At 31.6% G+C, this 18895-nt stretch carries 19 protein-coding genes; 1 reads left to right on the top strand and 18 read right to left on the bottom strand.

The genetic code is table 11. The annotated features are described in order from the left end of the window. Positions 1 to 61: 61 nt before the first annotated feature. The 16 genes from P164_RS18010 to P164_RS17930 all read right to left on the bottom strand — a co-directional run bounded on the left by P164_RS18010 (position 62) and on the right by P164_RS17930 (position 14920). Positions 62 to 736 (bottom strand): cytidylyltransferase domain-containing protein, encoded by a 675-nt coding sequence (locus P164_RS18010; RefSeq protein WP_028377710.1) that lies wholly within the window; start codon positions 734 to 736, stop codon positions 62 to 64. A gap of 373 nt (positions 737 to 1109) precedes the next feature. Beyond that, entirely contained in the window at positions 1110 to 1679 is a 570-nt protein-coding gene (locus P164_RS18000; RefSeq protein WP_028377708.1) for a glycosyltransferase family 2 protein, read from the bottom strand. Further along, positions 1679 to 2491 (bottom strand): hypothetical protein, encoded by an 813-nt coding sequence (locus P164_RS17995; RefSeq protein WP_028377707.1) that lies wholly within the window; start codon positions 2489 to 2491, stop codon positions 1679 to 1681. The genes P164_RS18000 and P164_RS17995 overlap by 1 nt, the downstream gene beginning before the upstream one ends. Next, complete coding sequence (locus tag P164_RS17990; protein WP_028377706.1) at positions 2481 to 3413, bottom strand: glycosyltransferase; 933 nt, start codon at positions 3411 to 3413, stop codon at positions 2481 to 2483. Before P164_RS17990 ends, P164_RS17995 begins: the two co-directional genes overlap by 11 nt. Continuing rightward, positions 3403 to 4638, bottom strand: a complete 1236-nt coding sequence (locus P164_RS17985; protein WP_035899978.1) for an NAD(P)H-dependent oxidoreductase — start codon at positions 4636 to 4638, stop codon at positions 3403 to 3405. The genes P164_RS17990 and P164_RS17985 overlap by 11 nt, the downstream gene beginning before the upstream one ends. Before the next feature lie 7 nt (positions 4639 to 4645). Then, positions 4646 to 5629, bottom strand: coding sequence for a glycosyltransferase family 2 protein (locus P164_RS17980; protein WP_028377704.1), 984 nt, complete (start codon positions 5627 to 5629; stop codon positions 4646 to 4648). 35 nt (positions 5630 to 5664) lie between these two features. Then, entirely contained in the window at positions 5665 to 6720 is a 1056-nt protein-coding gene (locus tag P164_RS17975; protein WP_028377703.1) for a hypothetical protein, read from the bottom strand. A gap of 45 nt (positions 6721 to 6765) precedes the next feature. Further along, complete coding sequence (locus P164_RS17970) at positions 6766 to 7710, bottom strand: glycosyltransferase family 2 protein (protein WP_028377702.1); 945 nt, start codon at positions 7708 to 7710, stop codon at positions 6766 to 6768. Continuing rightward, positions 7710 to 8594 carry a polysaccharide pyruvyl transferase family protein gene (locus P164_RS17965; protein WP_051621400.1) on the bottom strand — a complete coding sequence of 295 codons (885 nt, stop codon included), beginning with the start codon at positions 8592 to 8594 and terminating at the stop codon, positions 7710 to 7712. The genes P164_RS17970 and P164_RS17965 overlap by 1 nt, the downstream gene beginning before the upstream one ends. A gap of 7 nt (positions 8595 to 8601) precedes the next feature. Further along, the gene (locus tag P164_RS17960; RefSeq protein ID WP_028377701.1) at positions 8602 to 9423 is read right to left on the bottom strand and encodes a hypothetical protein; all 822 of its coding nucleotides are present in this window, start codon (positions 9421 to 9423) and stop codon (positions 8602 to 8604) included. Next, positions 9410 to 10405: a glycosyltransferase family 2 protein gene (locus P164_RS17955; protein WP_051621399.1), complete on the bottom strand. Its 996-nt coding sequence runs from the start codon at positions 10403 to 10405 to the stop codon at positions 9410 to 9412. Before P164_RS17955 ends, P164_RS17960 begins: the two co-directional genes overlap by 14 nt. Further along, the gene (locus P164_RS17950; protein WP_051621398.1) at positions 10402 to 11268 is read right to left on the bottom strand and encodes a glycosyltransferase; all 867 of its coding nucleotides are present in this window, start codon (positions 11266 to 11268) and stop codon (positions 10402 to 10404) included. The genes P164_RS17955 and P164_RS17950 overlap by 4 nt, the downstream gene beginning before the upstream one ends. Then, on the bottom strand, positions 11265 to 12095 hold the full coding sequence (locus P164_RS17945; RefSeq protein ID WP_028377700.1) for a glycosyltransferase family 2 protein: 831 nt from the start codon (positions 12093 to 12095) through the stop codon (positions 11265 to 11267). Before P164_RS17945 ends, P164_RS17950 begins: the two co-directional genes overlap by 4 nt. A gap of 36 nt (positions 12096 to 12131) precedes the next feature. After that, complete coding sequence (locus P164_RS17940) at positions 12132 to 12944, bottom strand: hypothetical protein (RefSeq protein ID WP_125411797.1); 813 nt, start codon at positions 12942 to 12944, stop codon at positions 12132 to 12134. A gap of 7 nt (positions 12945 to 12951) precedes the next feature. After that, positions 12952 to 13908 (bottom strand): glycosyltransferase family 2 protein, encoded by a 957-nt coding sequence (locus P164_RS17935; protein WP_035899976.1) that lies wholly within the window; start codon positions 13906 to 13908, stop codon positions 12952 to 12954. Next, a complete protein-coding gene (locus tag P164_RS17930) occupies positions 13898 to 14920 on the bottom strand; it encodes a glycosyltransferase family 2 protein (RefSeq protein WP_028377699.1) in 1023 nt (340 codons plus the stop codon). The genes P164_RS17935 and P164_RS17930 overlap by 11 nt, the downstream gene beginning before the upstream one ends. Before the next feature lie 93 nt (positions 14921 to 15013). Between P164_RS17930 and P164_RS17925 the strand changes: the two genes are divergently transcribed. Further along, positions 15014 to 16120, top strand: a complete 1107-nt coding sequence (locus P164_RS17925; RefSeq protein ID WP_028377698.1) for a hypothetical protein — start codon at positions 15014 to 15016, stop codon at positions 16118 to 16120. A 5-nt stretch (positions 16121 to 16125) separates the two neighbouring features. Here P164_RS17925 and P164_RS17920 read toward each other — a convergent pair whose 3' ends face one another. Then, entirely contained in the window at positions 16126 to 17634 is a 1509-nt protein-coding gene (locus P164_RS17920; protein WP_028377697.1) for a hypothetical protein, read from the bottom strand. Continuing rightward, a complete protein-coding gene (locus P164_RS17915) occupies positions 17613 to 18881 on the bottom strand; it encodes an ABC transporter ATP-binding protein (RefSeq protein ID WP_028377696.1) in 1269 nt (422 codons plus the stop codon). Before P164_RS17915 ends, P164_RS17920 begins: the two co-directional genes overlap by 22 nt. Positions 18882 to 18895: the final 14 nt, after the last annotated feature.

Genomic DNA, 18895 nt, shown 5'->3' with positions numbered 1-18895 from the left:
TGTTTACTACTTTCCGACTCAAAAACATTCCTCTAAAGGGGGACTTTACAAAATCAAGAATCTAATCGCTATTATTTTCTTTGTAAAATTCATAATACATCTCGGCTTTTTCAAAATCGGATTCTGTATCGATATCTATTTCTGAAAAGGGATGATCTACAATCAACGGGTAATTCGTATTGCCTAAAAGGCTTCCTTTTTTTAAAAGTTTAGTAGAAACAATATAAATTAATCCGTTTTCAAAATATAGTGGTTCAAGGTCCTGACTGCGCTGCCCCATTTTATAGTTATATGGAATAAAGCGGTTATCTGTTATCGTGCCCAGCTTATGCTCATTTCTAGAAACGGTCATTAGGCTTTCAACATTTTCATATTCAAAAACTTCAATAGCTTTTCTCAATAGGCTTTTAGGTCTCAAAGGATTGGTTGGCTGTAGTAAGATTACGGCATCATAACCCTTTTCTACAGATGCTACTGCGTGCTGAACAGCGGTTAATATCGGTTCTTCATTGCCCGCTAAAGCATCTGGCCTATTAATCACCTTAACATTCCTTTTTGATGAATATTGCACAATATCAGGATCATTAGTAGTTACAAAAATATCGTAGAAACCACTCTTAAGAGCATACGAAATACTGTGACCTACCAAAGGCAAATCGCCTAGCATCTTCATATTCTTACCCGGTAGTCGCTGGGAACCTTTACGTGCAGGAATTAAAACAAGATACTTTTTCATTTAAATAGCTTTTGTCCTTTCCCGGTTATTTTTAGGCTAGTAAGGCCCAAGTAATATTTGAACCATAGCTTAAAAAATACAAAATCAATCATTTGAAGTTTAAAAAGGCTACTCTCAAGAAGTTTAAACAGTTCAGGACTTCTATAAAGAAAGGGTGTGAATTTGATGAGGTCTTTAAAATAAAATTTCTTAAGCTTTGTAGTGAGCAACTTTCTTTCCCTTAGGATATCAACGTATGCGACTTGTGCCCTAAAAATTGAAATCAAGACTTCTGGAGCTTGTTTTCTGTAAATCGATTCTGATATACTATCGTTATGAAGCACATAAACTCTAGAATAATCTTCTACAACGGCTATTTTGGGGTCGGCTAATACTATTTTTCTGAAAAAATCACGATCCTGCCCCCAAGAAGATTCTCATCAAATAATATATGACCTATCAAAAAGGATTTCTTAAACATGGGATCTGGAAGGTACCAAGTAATTTTCCGAGTCAGGAAATCCTCAAGTAAATTTGAACTCAACTTTGTACGATGCTCATTTACATATTCATTTGACCCCAAAGTAGAAATAATTGTTTTAGACAAAACAAGATCAAAATTACCTCCTGCGTGTTTATCAATTTTACTTTGAAGAAATGTAGGTTTCATCAGATCGTCTGAATCGAACCAATTTACATACATACCGCTGGCTTGTTCAAAACCAAAATTACGACAAGCATTTGCGCCTTTGGGTCTGGCATCTGGTCTTTTGAAGACTTTAAATCGGGAATCTTCATGTTGATAGGTATTCAAAATTTTCCAGGAATCGTCCGTGCTGTGATCATCAACAACTATACATTCCCAGTTTTGATAATTCTGGGCTTTTACTGAGTTAAGCGTGGCCTCCAAAAAGGAAGCGCGGTTAAACACGGGGATAATGATTGACACTAAATTATGAGCCATTACTTTATAAATGATTTCATTTTTAGCTTTAAAAAAAATTTCTTGATTTTATTCTGATATTTAAAGTAGGGATCTTTAATAATTGAAACTGATTCACTTTCCTCCGGTACAATTTTAGAATTGAATATTTGAAGTAAGCTATCTATGCGCTTTGTTTGATATTTATTCCAGCCATACGATCGGGCAAACCAGGTATGAATAAGCATCGGCTTTCCATTTAATGATTTGACAAGCGTGGTTAATTCATCATTTTTAGAATCATACAGTTCTGCGTTCAAAAACAAATAGTGTTCACCTTTCCGTTTTAACCAAAGAAAAAATTTATAATAGGGTTCAAATAAACTTTCAGTTTTGAAAGGTTCCTTTAATCCTGATAAATCTTCAATAAACTCATCCTTACTAATAAATTCATTTTTTTTAATTTCTTTTTTATTATATACCTGTACGATTTTCTCGAAATTAAGCACACAAAAAAACATATTAGGAACGTAAGGGTTATGAATTCTATTTGGTATTGTTCCTCCATCCCTAACTCCCGCAGCAATAGCTCCAGTGTCTTGAAGCTTTTCTATTATATCAAAAATTGCCAAATTATCTAAAAATATAACATCTTCATCTGCGAGAATCAACCATTTTATATTTCTATTCCTTAACTTTTTAAATGAATAGTACAAACTTTCAATACCATACATGCCGTCTTGACCATCAATTACAACTTTTTTTATTCCTTTTTGATGGGAGTATTTGGTCTTATTGTAAAGATCAAAATTAGAAACTGTTGTTAGCAGAACTATACTATTTTTATCTATCAATGCTTTTAACCTTTTTGGGTTTCCAGTAAATTGGGGCTTGAGGTAAATTTAAATAATTTCTAAGTTGATCATTATCTAATCTAAAATTTAGCCTTTGCCTTTTAGGAGTAAATTGAATCAGATCTAAAATTGCCAAGCTCAAATACTTGATGAGTTTCAAATCTCCTTTTAATAACTTTAAGCGAATTTGTTCTTTCAAAGAATATAAAATACGCTGGTAAGCAATAGTTCTAGGATAGAATATCAAATAATTACTCCACGCTGCGTGTAGTGAACGTCTAGTTCTGCTTTGAGATTCTTTTTGTCGTTTACGTTTTTTCAACGACACCCTATGATGAATAAGAACTTGCGGAAAGTAATAAATATGCCATCCAGCTTTAAATAATTTTAATGAAGCATAGTCCTCCTCGCCATAAAATTGATACCAATCAGGATATTGGACTACAACATTCTTCCAGACTTCAGTTCTATATAAATGACCACAGCCTACATAATTGCGCACTCTTTTTACTTTGAATCTAGATATAGTGGTTTTAGGTTTATTTAGACCCCAAAATAATCTAAATGCCAGAACCCCGCAATCATCATTTTCTTCCATAAAATTTATCGCATTTAACAAAGCTTCTGGAGTTAAAAAATGAGCATCATCATCTAATGATATAATATATTCAGTTTTTACTAAATTCATCAACCGATTCCTACTTGAAATCAACCCCTCATTTGAAGTGTTTGTAATCCATCGGATTTCAGAAAAGTGCTTATACAATCCATAATAGGATAAATCTGTTGAAGCATCATTACAGATTATAATTTGTTTAAAGGGTATTATGCCCTTAAGTTTATTCAATGTTTCGCATAAAGCAACTTTTCTATTATAAGTTGTAATAACAAGTGTAATATTTTTAAAAAAATCAGACTTCATTTCTTAGAAATTGAATTTTTTCATCCAAGTGAAATGTTGAAAAATAATTTTGGAGATCCTGTCTGTTTAATGACATATTATGACCAATCTCTTTCCATTGATTATATAAGTTAGAAATAATGTGAGTAATCTGCTCACTATCATCTGCTCTGCATTGCCAGCTATATTCTACACCCAGTAATCTCCTTACTTCACTTACATCTGGACTCAGGGTAAAAATTGGTTTATCTGCATGGACCAAATGCGCCATCTTCGCTGGTAAAAATGGACTATATGCAGAGTCACTAGCCTCTATGATTAGATTAACAGTTGCGTGGGTTTGAAGTGCTAAGGCTTCAGCGTATGATAATGAAGGTCTAGGCAAAAACTCCTCAATCTCTAAAAAGTCTTCAAACAAATCTGAGTAGCTTCCAGAAGGCCCGATGAGGTGTAAAAAAGCCTTACCCCTAGCTTCAGGATTTATTTTCAGAAACCCCTCGAAACCTTTTAGCAAACCTTCAGGTGATCTGCCTGCAATAAGGTTACCCGCGTGAACAAGGTTGAACATTTCTTTATTAAAAAAAGATGGTAACGCTCCAATCCTGAAAGATGAATCATATTGATGTGGGATAATAACTTGTTTGGTTAAAAAGTCACCGTAAAAATTTGCCATATGATCTGCAAGATATTGAGACGGGAAACCTGCAAAACGACAGGTGACGGCTAGCTTTTTAAAAAAACGATGTTTTTGCACCGCGCCTTTAGGTACAAATCTATAAGGCTCAGGATAGTTTTGAAAAGGATAGGGGTCGTGAATGTATGCAAGCCATTTAGTATGCCACTTAAGTGAATGAAGGACAGCGTAATGAGGCCTAAAACTTTCTCCTTTACTCAGCGTAATTATTAATTCAAAAAAATTTGTATCTAGTTGTTCAAGTTCTTTTTGAAGAGATTGACATTCATTGAAAAATGTAAATGAAAAACCAAATCTATTCTCTAAAACTAGGGAGAGATCAATTTTCACATAACGCTGAAATACACGCTGTACCCTACTTAAAAAATAATTTAAGTTTTTTATTGGTTCTACAAGTAGTTCTCCTAATTGAAGATTTTTATAATGAGCTTTATTTAAGGTTAAAACCTTTACTTCATAACCCGCTTTTTTGAGATTTGATATAAACGCTACATTAACCTTAGAACCACTACTATCTTCTGGATCAATTGAGTCTACAACAATTAAAATCATATTTGAGCTAAAGTTTATACACCTTTTTCACAACCCTAAATAGAAAATCTACAAGCTTATAGGGATGAAAATTATTTTTAACTGAAAAACTACTTGCCTGCTTTAATACTTCAACGTCAACATAGTCATCATTTGACCTACTGAAAGTGTTAGTTATAAAATTGTCTAGTACATTTCCCATATGATAAGCATAAGTTTTTGCTGTAGATAACCTATAAAAACCTTGTTTATCGCTTATCTTATCAAGAAATTCATCTTCATAACCTCCTTTGAATTTATATTCAGGCTGATTGTTATATTTATGAAATAGTTTAGTTCTGTAAGTTGCTACGAAGTGACCTGCTCCAATAATAACAGACGAATCATTCTTGAAAAAATAACTTTTTTCTTTCCAGTCATATTGCCTGTTTGCTCTATTTAATAGATAATCACTATTAAAACCTTTTAGGTAAAGTTTACAGTCTTTATCGTCAACGACTTTATCGTACCCCAATCTTCCAAAAAGAAAATTCTTAACAAATACTGCTGAATTGTTATAAAATGCCAGATTTGGACAAGGCAGTGGTGCTACAACACCTGCATATTTATATTTCTGGAATATATTAATAACCGCTTTTTCCCAGCCTTTAAATAATAATACATCAGAATCCATAAGCGTAACAAAGGGTTCAAAAATGCCTCTTACCTCGTTAAGAATAGGTGCGACCTTACCTAAATTCTCTCTTAATCTTACTAATTTTTCAATTTTATTTTGATATGAATCCAAAAGATTTTTAACCTCTTGGCAGGAATTATTATCAATTATTGTCACCACAGATGTTGACCTATTAATTGTAGCAAATAACCCATCTAAACATTTCTGCAAAACAGGCAATTGATCTTTATAATAATCTTCCTCTTGATTTGGAATATGAATTATAACTATAATTCGATGATAGTATTTTTTTAAAGTGTTCCCTTTTAGTTTTTCAGGATTTGAACCTCTGCGCATATTAGTAACCAATTAAAAAGTTTGCCTTTATTGCTTTAAGACATTTTTTCAATACTATTTAGCTCCCCCAAAAGGTAAAAAGTATTCTTATTTTTATATTCCAGTTTAATACGCTCAACCACAGCAGAAGGGCTTAGGAACTGATTGTAGTAGTTTTGGGTATTTCTAGACATTTGTTTTATAGGCGTAAGTTCTAAAAATTCGATTTCTAAAAGTAAATTGCCTAATTGATTTAAATCATCAAAAATTAAGCAATTAACTCTATGTGAAAGAGCAGGCATAAATAGATTGGCATAATTTCTTTGTAAAATAGGAATCGATCCTACTGACATTGCCTCAATGATATTATGCGAGAAAGGCATTAATACTCCTGGTGCTGCCAAAAAAAAATAGAATTTATTTAAAAAATTTCTTAAATGCTTTTGAGGTATTTCATTCTTTGTTCTATCTACAAAAACACAAGGAAAATTTAATACTTCATGACCAACATTAAGTACATTTTTTGAAATACTAAGTGTCTTAGCTATTTTCTTTTCTAAAAGATAGTTGTAAATAATATGTCTGGGAATACTATCAAATTTTGTACTGTTTATTTGGGAATAATAATCAGCATTAAAGTTCCCCACCAAAATAGCTTTCGTATATAATTTTTCGGTATTTAATTTTCGATCCCAATGATTCTGTTGATACATTTGAGGATGTGAAGACATAGGAATAAAATAGCCTTTATTCTGCAACCTGGCTGTAGCATTAAAATAATCAACACTTAAATTGCCATCATCAAATACTAAATTTGCTTTAGGAAAACTTTTCAATACAACTGAATTTTCTATAAACACATTAGAAATATGTTTATTAAATTTTCTGAAATTAAATAAACTATTAGGTATGTAAACTACATAACCTTCAATTAAGAAAAACTTAATAAAGTTGTATAGATAAAATTTATAATCATCTGGATTATAAATGTTTATAAAAACGGTTTTTTCATTACTCCCTAACCTCTTGGTTTTCCTTTTTAAAAGAATATACTTTTTAAAAAGAGCTAATTCTTTTTTTGTAGAAAATAAAATTCTATCAAAAATTTTCATGTTTAGAAGCTTTATATAGTTAGATGTTTAAATAGAAACAACTAGTTATTGAAGTATTTTAAAAAATACTTTTCTTAAAAAAGAATAAAGTTTCAGGAGTATCCTAATTTTTGCTTTATAAAACACACTATATGATGGTGCTATTTTTAGATAGGTATCTATTTTTTTTAAATAGGCTTTATTATAAAAATCAATGCTGAATCTTTTCGTGTAATATGCTATTAATTCCCGATCTACTAAATTATTCTCGCTAAAGAAATCCCACATTTTTTGATCTAATATAAATGTTGTCCCTATTTTTTGTATTCTGTTATCGTTATTCCCAGTCACACTTTTAGAATGGTGCCTGTAATAGAACAAGGGTCTGTGAATTGCATCATAAGCAGGATTTTCTTTGAAAAGCATTCTCAAATAGAATTCTTCTTCTTCAGCAAAAAATTTAAGCTCTCGATCAAATCTCATCTTCTTGATTAAATCCCATTTAAAAATGGGCCCACAAGAATGGAATTTAATTTTTTTAAAAAGGAAATCCTTTGCTGGGTTTTCAGTTCTTACGTTTATCTCATCATCTATTTTATCAAAATCAATTTTTGATACCTCTCTGAAACCGCTATACTGACAATTTACAAGCGCTACTTCATCATTAAGATTAAAAGCATTCATTTGTAATTCTAACTTTTGAGGATGCATTATATCATCATCGTCAAAAAATTGAACATATTTTGGATTGTAGCTTTCAACGATATCCAGGCCATAATTTCGTGTTTGCGGCAATCCCTGTTCATAAGAAGGTGGTTTGAGGTAGTACTTAAACCTCATATCACTATCTGCAAAATATTTAACAATTTCTGCTGTCGAATCTGTAGAATTATCATCAACAACTATACATTTAAAATAAGAATAGGTTTGATTGCTAATACTTTGTAAAGTTTCCTTTATCAAACTTTCTCTATTGAAAGCTGCTATTACTATATAAACTGTCTCCTTCATCAGAAATAAGTCTTAATCAGTTTATATATGAACCTTATCTTGTGTTTTATATTAAAAAACACCTGGGACGCGAAAGGTTTTGACCAAGGTGCAGCTTGAAGCAAGTCATCCTGACATTTTTTTACGTCATCCATATTTGGTCTCCATAAATCTTGACTCTGTTTGACTATGCTGGTCAATTCGTTTAATTCCAACTTACTATTTCGAAGATCGATATATGTCTGATCACCAAGTCCAACGGTGGCTAGATAATCCTTAAACTTGATACCGTCACCTCCCAAGTGATCTGAAAATTTTACCCAAATCGCAGTTATACCATACGCATTTGGCACAATGAGCCCATGTAGAGAAGAGCTTAGTATTAGCCTACACTGTTTTATCTGACGAATAACTTCTTCAATCTGATCTGTTTTTAAGTTAATTACCTTAACCTGACTTGAATAACAAAAAGCCTTATTAACTCTTTCGTAATCAACATAGTGCGGTATTACTCCAATCTCAAAACCATTTTGACACACAGGGTTATAACAAAGCGGAAGTAATAGTGCTGGATCTCCCAAAATATTAGGAACTGAATATCCTAAAGACTCCAGTCGACTCTTCGTGAATGGCCCTCTGACAGCAATAAAATTTGCATCTTTTACTTCCTGATTTTCAAACATAATTCCACTACCCCATACTACCGAATTCATTTTGGCTTCAGAAATAATACTACCAGCACTTAGATAATGTGTAATAAAATACTTGTATCTTCTCATTGAAGGATGAACTACCCAATTTACTTTTGCTTTAAAAAGCTTTATCAATATATAGGGCCCTACTTCATCCCCAAAATTTTTAAAATTACTGGTACTGCTTCTCCACCAATATAAGTGAACCATCATTTATACTTTAAAAATTACAACCTGTATTTTTTAGTAATAAGTTAGATAATTCCTCCTGAGAAACAGTTATTTGACTTACGCATAGTTTATAATTATAAAGGGCTATTTCTTCTGACCATTGAAATGAGTTAATATCATCGTTAAAATACTTGAATATATATCCTTCATATACTTCACAGTATTCTTCAATAACAGGAATCGCCCCGCACAAAATACTTTCATAAAATCGATAAGTCCACACAAAATCACCGGATGGGCAGAGAACAAATTTTGATCTCAATAAAATTTTGAAATAATTTAAATCGAAAGATTTTGAAGGAAACTCACGTCCTCTTTTAGAAGCACTTATATAAAACAGACTCTTTTTCTTAGTAAAGGTATTGCATAAATTTAATGCTATTGTAACTGGCTTGTATTTTAGATAAAAAGGGTAGATAATTGAACTATCAAGGTTTTTAATCCATTTTAATAGCACAATCTTTCTTGCTTTTGTAAAAAGACCTACAAAACTAAATTTTAAATTTTTGTCTTCAGGCCAACTATTTTTCAGAAAATTTGTTAGGGAATTGGCGAAAATTAATGGCCTTTCTAACTCACCTATTTTTGTTAATGGCTTTGAGTGATCAACAGTAATTAGATCTAAAACATCGGTAAAACCTGTATGTGTTTCTGTACTGTATTCTATTCCAAAAAAAGAAAGCAAAGGTTTTAGTTTTTTTTCATTTTCAGTAGAAAAATGTAAAACACATACTTCAGAAATGGCATGAATTGCACGTATATAATGCAATTTGTTGACTGTTTTAATTAAAACTAATTCAATTCTTTTCATTTAATTTTAAAAAATATTTAAATGTTCTTCTGGGGCTTATTTTAATAAAATGCAGATATAAGATTATTCTCTCAGTTGGTTTTAAGTGGTTACCATTTAAATGAAACTTCAAATAATTCATTTTTTTTATCACTATTCTTTTCTGAAATTTTGCGCGTTCATAAAAATCATTCTCGTGATATATGCATTTATAAAATTCTAAACTTTTAAATAATCTATCTGTTGTATGCTGCCCTGAAGGCCATATAGCTTCTAAAACCTGAGTGTCACTAAACGTATTTTTATCGTATGGGATTTTCTTAAACATTCTCAACATACTCTGTTGAGCACTGCTGTTTTGCTTAGTATTTTGAACCTGAGAAATCTGATTACTGTGTACACGATATACAAGTAAAGACTCAGGAATATTAGCCATTTTCTTCCCTGAAACTGCGAGACGCGTAAATAAGTCATAATCCTCTGCGGGTTCTTTTGATGTATCATAAGAATATTCTAAGAATATCTCTCGCCTTCCCATAATTGTGGGGTGAACTAAAGAACTGCCAAATAAAAGATTTATCTTAATTTCTTCGTTAGAAGAGGGATAATTAAATTTTAAATCACCCCCAATAACTTTTGCATCTGTGCCGCAAATAGCTACATCTGGATTTTCTTCCAAAAAACGTATTTGTTTTTCAAAACGTGTAGGCAGACTAATGTCATCTGCATCCATTCTTGCAATATATTTTCCTCTTGAATTAGTAATACCCCAGTTTAAACTTTCAGTATACCCGCTATTTATTTTCTTTCGATAAAGAAAAATACGTGAGTCTTCAAAACTCTCAATTACTTTTTGCGTACTATCTGTGGAGCAATCATCTATTATTAAAAGTTCAAAATCATCTAGCGTTTGATTGAGAATACTTTGCATACTTTCTGCAATGAAATTTGCAGCATTGTAGACTGGTAGAAGAACAGAAATGAGAGGTTGTGATTCTTTCATTTACTGATCATTGTACAGATTATCTTTCTTAAAAACCTTATCGGCCTCAAAGCAGCTTTACCCAGACGATATTCTTTACTATTTTTCGTCTTTTGAACTTCTAAAAAAATCTTAGATTTTTGCTCAATAGCGTAATCAGAAAATTCTTCTAGGTAATTAGAATAATGCGTTTTATATTTTTTTATCAATAACTTTCTTATCTCTTTTTCATGCAAATTGGCTAAAACACTTCTTGAATTTTCTGTTTTAAAGTAGGAGAACAAATACTCATCAATGACTCCATATTGGTAATCTGAAAATATAAATCGGATATTAAAATCCCAATCCTCAAAACCTGTTCTGAGGCTCTCATCATAAAACCCTATTTCATAAAAAACATTTCTTTTAAAAAGACAACAAGCCGGTGCAATATTCTCAAAAAGCACATTGGTTTTATTCATCTTACTTTGGTCAGGAATCCATTTAAACAAAGTTTTGTTTCCTACAATTTTATTTATTCCACAAGTAATCGCATCATACCCTTCAATTTCTATTAGTTGAATAGCTTTTTCTACAAAGGTTTCTGCGAAAAGATCATCAGAATCCAGCATTAAAATGTAAAAACCTTTAGACTCTCTTATAGCAACATTTCGAGCCGCAGAAACCCCTAAATTCTCTTGACTAATGATTCTTATAATTTTATACTTAGACTCATACTCTTTTGCTATTTGCAAGGTTGTATCCGTTGAACCATCGTCAACAATTATAATCTCTAATAAAGGTTTACTTTGGTTTAATAAAGAATCTATTGCCCTAGTTAAATGATTTACTGCATTATAAGCCGGGATAATCGCTGAAACAAAAGTATTATTTTTATTATTCAATTAAATAAACTCTTAATTAAACGTATAGGCTTTAAAATAAAACGACCAACTCTAAAATCAATTCCTTCAATTATTTTTGACCTGCTTTTACGCTCACCTTCGAGTCTTTTAAACGTGTCTTCCATTAAAGAGGAGAAGTTTGATTTATAAAGTTCTTGATGCTTTTTGTAGATGTACAATCTTTTGTCATATCGCGTATCTTTTATTTTTGAAGTAGTAGATTCTGAATGTCTAAAATAGGTGAATAGGCATTCATGTAGTACATATGCAATCCCACCCTCTTTAAGTAAACGTATATAAAACTCCCAGTCTTCAAAACCTCTTAGTTCTGGAGCCTCATCATATCCATCAACTGTTCTCCAGTCTAATTTTCTAAACAATACACTTCCAAAGGCCTGGTTATCAAACAAAAAATTATTTAGTGTTCCTCCAGCAGGTATAATCCTCTCACTATACTTTTTCCCGTCTGTTCTATTGCCTATGGAAGTGACCAACTTGACATTATTATCATTTTTGATCACTTGGATTGCCTTTTTACAAAAATCGCTTTCAAAATAATCATCTGCATCCCAATTGAGTATATAATCATATTTTGATTTTGATATGCCTCGGTTTCTTGCTGCTCCTTGACCTTTATTTCTCTGAACAATCAAAAGATCTATTTCTTTTGAATACGCCTTTAACAAATTACTATTATGGTCATTCGAACCATCATCAATTACTATTATTTCAGAACATATATCCTTTTGAGATTTTGCAAATTTTAAGGCTCGCCCTATATAATCGCCTGCGTTGTAATAAGGAATTATTATTGAAATGTACTCCAATTTCTAAATTTTATAAAAGTCGGTTTTAGACTATGACTAATCTACGATGATTACTTCAAGAGGTATATTGCCTAGCTTACTTGCAACAGTAGAAAATGAACTCCAGTAACTACCAATTATTTTTTTAGTATTTGATAAGCAAAAGAGGTCTACAGCTGATTCTACCATACCCGCTAAACTATTCCTATTTAATACAGTTCCTTGAGTTAAAATTCTATTTCCAAATTGAGCTCTAAATTTTTCTATAACGAACTTATCGTCTGTCGCCAAAAAAAATGAAACGTTTGGATCTTTTTCAATTTCATTTCGTATTCTTTCTTCAAATTTTTTTAAAGGACTTTTTTTTATAGAAGCTGTATTATCTGTCCTTCTTATATGAATCCCAATAGTTGAGCTACTAAAAAGTTTTAACTGCTCATTTAATTTAAGAGTTACTGAACTATTAGGTTTAAAAATACTATAGTCCGCAGGTATTTTTTTTGAAAGTATGTTATAACTGCTGATCCACACCCAGCTATTTGATCTAAAAAATATTTTGAAATCAAAGTTTTTATTAAGATTTTCTTCTGCCTTGTGTGCTGACCAAATGCGCTGACCAAAAATTCTTCTCAAGAAATCTGGCAAATATAAATTTAATTTATAGCCCTCTCGATATACATATGGTTGCTTTGTCAATTCCTCAATATTAAAAAACGGAATAGGATCAAATAGGTCTGAATAACTGCATCCAACATCATCGTTCTTTTCCCAGTATACATTAAGCTGGGTATTATTATCCTTTGTTATTACATACGCAGAAGCTATTGCACGCAAACGGTTGCATAACCCATTAACAGGAATTAAATGCATCCCCTCCTTATAGACCATCAGACTGCCGTATAAACTTTATAATATTATAACCCCTTCCAATAAAATAGCCGAATATGATAGCAGCAGGATACAGTAATCCTTTTAATAATCCGTGATACTTGATGAGTTTAGAAGTTGTTATTAAGAGAGCTTCTGGCCAAACACGCTTGCAAGCCAACTTAAAATTAAGCTGAATATGACCCGATAAAAACCACTTTAGTTTCTCAACAGGAGCTATATCTTTTAGATATAACATTGTGGTCAATTTCAACTCTGCATTCATTTGATCAAACCAAATTGGTCTTTTAAGAGCTTTAACAACAAAACCGTCATTATGTATCCTCCTATGTGCCAAAATTTGATTTACTAGGCTACCGTTTGTAGTGAGATACAGTAGTTTAATATTATATTGATATTCGCTCGCCTGATCACGTATCCCCTCTGCAAACTGTAATTGATCTGCAAATTCCCGCCTTACAAGTAAATCATTTGTAATCCAGGCGACATTAAAAAGAGCAAAGCGATGGGGGGTCATAACGGCATTTGTGCGGTCTATCTCATAAGGGCGTTCTAACAAACTATTTTCATCAAAGTTTCTACAATCACCAACGGCAAAGTCCAGGTTATTTTCTTCAATTTCAGAAACTAAAACCTCTAGATGGTTTAGTAACATAAGATCATCGCTATCAAAAAACTTAATAAGATCTCCACAAGACCTTTTATAACCGTAATTGCGACAGGCATTAGCTCCTTTTTGAATATGAGCTGGTCGAATTTCATAACTGAAACGCGAATCAGATTTTAAAAAATCACACACTAATTTCTCAGTAGTATCGGTTGATCCATCATCTATGATAATACACTCCCAATTTTCAAATGTTTGATTTTGTATAGAGCGTAAAGTATCGATAATATATTCATAACGATTGTATGTAGCTATAATGATAGAAACCTTAGTGCTCATAAGTTGTTTCTAGTGAAATCTTTAAATGTGTTGATTTTGTTTTTAGACGATCAAAATAAGTAATTTTTTTAGCTAAATGCCGCATTTTATAGAACGAGAAAAACCAGATAAAAATAGATTTTGACAGATACCTGATAAAGCTTAAGGATCTATAATTCACAGTAAATACCATTTTGAAAGGTAAAGTGCGCATACCATGAAACAAGGGATATTGTATTAAATTACGAACGATCAAATAGTTGTAACTAAGCCTCAAAGACTCCTCTTTTTTTAATTTATCCCAGAGTAAAATTTCGACTTTCTTTAACGCCAGACTCACATTATGTATATAAGATTCTGAGTTATGAGAGGAAGCGATACTATTAAAGTTATTTATACGATAATAATTATCTGGCTTCTCTGTATCACAATAAAGTTTAGGATTTTGGGTAAGTGCGCGAATATGAAATTCCCAATCTTGCCAGACTTTTAAATCTTCATCCCAACCGCCTATTTTATCTAAAAAAGTTCTAGTCCATAAGGCTCCATTTGTATGCCAAGGCATATCCTGCTCAATAAAACGTCGTGTCAAATCTTCAATGCTTTCATCGGGGTTTTGAGTATTCCAAATGAACTGCAAATCTTCAGGTTCCTTTTTAAACAGTTGCGTCTTATATAAATAACAATCACAATCGGGATTTGCTATAACATCTTCTAAGCGTTCTTTTAAAGCTTTTGAGTGTAGTAGGTCGTCCGAGTCGAAAAAGATTATATGTGTCCCTTGTGCATGTTTCAATCCCATATTACGCGCTCCATTTCCTCCAGACTTATAATTTTGAGAACGCACTAAGAGTTTAAAACGGTTATCACCTTTAATTAAACTGCTTGTAATTGTTCTTGTTTCATCTGTAGAAACATCATCAACTATAATACACTCCCAATTTGCTAAAGTTTGACCCCTTACTGAGTTTAAAGTCTTTTCGATTAAACGAGCTCTATTAAAAACCGGAATTACTATAGAAATAAGCGTCAAAATAAGGTTTATTTTAAACTGATCGATTTATTTATAATTGAATTTAACAGTAATTTGCTCTTAAACTAACTTGAGTTTCCAGACTTCAGGCTTATGAAAAAAATAAAAAAACACTATCGTAAACTCGCAAACTTTAAAACTGCATTTTTTGAGTTTAAGAAATTAACTAAAAAATCAAAAGTTACTGAAGTTAAATCAGATAAGTTGCTTGTAATAGAACTAAGTGATCCCAGCATTTATAATAGATACTTTTATAATTTTATTAAGTTTTTCGATATATGTGGGTATACTATTTATTGGCCTGATTTTACCCTTACAGATTATCGCAAAAAGTATTTTAATAAAAATCAACACCCTTCAAATTACTTCAATCTTATATTTAAGGAAAACCTAATACACTTCAAAAGAATCCCAAAAACTCATCAAATAAAAATCGTTTTAACAGATCAATTACTTAGTGCAGATTATTTTCATCTCAAAAGAAATAACCCTGTCCCAGATTCTGAAAACGTATTCTTCGTCCCCATGTCTATGCATCCACTTTTTTATCATAGAGGGTATTGGAATAATTTAGAATCTACTTTAAAAACACGTAAAAAATCAATCTTCTTCTCGGGTAATTTTAAAGATGAAGACTACAGTCAATTTGATCAGGAATTATTTAAAATGTCAAACCGACTTGAAACGAGAGAATTTTTAAGTAATAATATTTATTATAATAAAATCAATACTAAAAATGAATTAGATGATTTTATTGAAAATAAAGATGACGATTCTAAAGTACTTATTTTAGATGCTCAGAAAATGAAAATTCCCAATCAAGAATGGAGATACTATTTAAGTGAATTTCATTTTTTCCTCGCTTTACCGGGCACGAAAATGCCTTTGTGTCATAATCTTGTAGAAGCCTTGTCATGCGGATGCATCCCAATAATTCATCAAGAATATGCGAAATTGTTAGTGCCAGAATTGATTCATTTGAAGAATGCTTTGATCTACTCAAGTCTTAAATCTCTTGAAATTTTAATTGCTAAAGCTCTTACTATGTCACCAAAAGAAATTAGTGAACTTTCTAACAATAGCTATAACTATTACAAAATCAATATGAGTCCAGATGCAGTTGTGAAAAGCCTCCAAACCCCAAACCTAGAAAATATATATCTGCAAGCATCTTACAATAGTGTTGATCTGATAAAATAATTTAATCAAGATTTTAGCATTTTAATCATTTTCTCTAAACTTTTTGACTGTGAAAGATTCTTTCTTGAAAGTTCTTTTGACATATCAATTATAGAATCCATTTTTTCTGAAAAATTCAAGTTATTTGGATTGAAATAAAATGCACTTCCACTTTCAATCATTGATTTAAAATAATTCTGGCCTATTTTATTTAATAACACAGTTTTTTTGTTAAATAAAACTGCCTCGTGAACACAGCCAGAACTTTGGGTAATATGAAGAGTACATCCGGACATTGATATTGGTAACGGTGAATCTGCAACAGTATTTAATATAAAATTTGAAACCCCTTGCTGAACTAAATAATTTTCAAATGAAACTTTGCTAACTTTCTGTCTTGGATGCATGCGAATAATCCATTTTATAGATTTTGACTTCATATAATTCACTAAACCTATCGGGAACAGTTGTTCAATTTTATATTCAGGTTCTGGCTGTAGAGTATATAAAACATAATTTTCTTCTGAAGAATATAGGTCTCTGTTATTCCAAAATGAAATCCAAGGATGACCGAATATCAATGCATCGTGAAAATTACTTTCAGAGGTCCACTTATTCATAATTTCATAAGTAAATGAATCCCAACACCAAAAAGTACGAGGTAATGTGCTAAACCCAGATGAAGGTATTTTGTTCCATTCAGCATAACACATATGTTCACTTACAATAGAACCATGTTGCAATTCAATTGTTTGTATCCCCAATTTATTTGCTGCAGCAATAGCAGCCTCATAAAGATTTGAATAATAATAACAAAGGCTTAGAACCTTATCGGGTTTAATACGTTTAAATAAAATTTTAAAAAAACTAATTTGAGTGTTTAAGCTTAAACTACGTTTTTCGATAAAAGAATTGATATCTAATCCTTCGTAATCAGCTTTAAATTCTTTTTTTAAAATTTCTTGAAAATCATTAAAATTTTGAAATTCTAAATCATCGAAGTGGTATGTTTTTGATCTAAATCTCTTTGATATTAATTCAAAAGTTTGGTATTGCTTTAAAATTTCGAGTTCTAAAGTATTACTTCTTTTCTTTTTTGATTCTGAATTTAATACTAAATAAATACTCTTATCTTCTAAGTCTTTATCTTTGATTAAAGGATCAAAAAGTCTATCAAAGCTTTTGCCATCAAAAGTTTCTTTAAAATGCGGTGCAGATAAAAAAACATAATCTCTTTTACTTAAGTTCACCCAAAAAGAAATAAAAGATAATACCCTTGACAATACATTAAACTTTCCCTTAATCTTCTGCGGAATAGAAAGCGAAGACTTCTTTTTACTTATTGTTTTTTCTAATCCATTTAATTGATTATCACTAAATTTTCTAATTAGACTAAAATAAATTTTTCGTCTTAGAAAAGGCCAGAAATAAATATCATTTCTTCTCCAGGTATCAACAGGAAAATTCATTTCAATATTGATTATAAATTCTTTAATATATAAACGATAATCAACTAAATTCTTCTCATTTCCCATTCTAATGGAATAAATAAATTACCCGGACGCTTTTCTCTTAAAGAATCCATTTTAGATATCGTAAAATCAATCACATCGTATTTATGATCATTTACCAAGGTATATTTATCTGCAAGTCCTAATGAAATTTTATAAGATCCTGGCTTTAAAAGTGGGTTAGGTATCTCAAGTGATGTCTCATATAATCCAGAAGTAGCACTGTAAAATGATTTATAAGCGTCCGTTCTATCAAAAAAAACTACATCTTCACCTGCATCATTTCTAATTATAACACTAAGATGACACTTTCTTATCTCTATATTAAAACGGTATTTAATGGCTAATGAAATTGAATCTCCGGTAGTAATTTCTGAATCTAATTCATCCTTATTTTTACGTATTTGGGCTTCTAAAATCTGGAAAGGTTTCGTGTTGTCCTCATCATAAGATACTTTTGCAGTAGTTAACGAGCCAGAACTATAACTCAGATAGTTGCTAACTACTAAATCTGTTTCCGCATCCATTATGGACCTTCCGTTTTCTAACAGAATCGACCTTGAACACAACTGTCTTATACTGGCCATATTATGGCTTACAAAAAGTACTGTTCTACCATCTCCCTGTGAAATATCTTGCATTTTACCTATAGCCTTTTTTTGAAAGTCTGCATCTCCTACAGCAAGAACTTCATCGACAACTAAAATTTCGGGTTCCAGATGCGCAGCAACAGCAAAAGCCAATCTGACAGTCATTCCACTACTGTAACGTTTAGTTGGTGTGTCTATGTAGCGCTCACAGCCTGAAAAATCAATAATTTCATCCAATTTACTGGTTATTTCAGTTTTGGTCATCCCAAGAATGGCTCCATTGAGATAAATATTCTCCCTACCGGTCAACTCATGATGAAAACCAGTACCAACCTCTAAAAGAGACGCAATACGCCCTCTACTCTTAATTACTCCGGTCGTTGGCGCCGTAACGCGAGACAATAGTTTAAGTAAAGTAGATTTACCTGCTCCATTTTTACCAATAATACCTAACACCTCCCCTTCTTTAACATCGAAGTTAATATCGCGAAGTGCCCATACATAATCTTCTGTATTTTTTTGACTGCGATCGTTAACGGCTCCAACTTTAAGAAATGGATCTTCTTTACCTTGTAAACGAGCCCAACCCCGCTTGAAATCATCTCGTAGTGTACCAGAACCCACAGTACCTAAGCGGTATTGTTTTGAAATATTCTCTACAGAAAGAATAATATTACTCATAAATTTTGTGAAGA

Origin of the sequence: Leeuwenhoekiella sp. MAR_2009_132 (genome assembly GCF_000687915.1) — a bacterium.
In the GTDB taxonomy this organism is placed as follows: Bacteria; Bacteroidota; Bacteroidia; order Flavobacteriales; family Flavobacteriaceae; genus Leeuwenhoekiella.
Note: the sequence above shows the minus strand (reverse complement) of the source record. Positions and strands in the feature narration are given on the sequence as shown.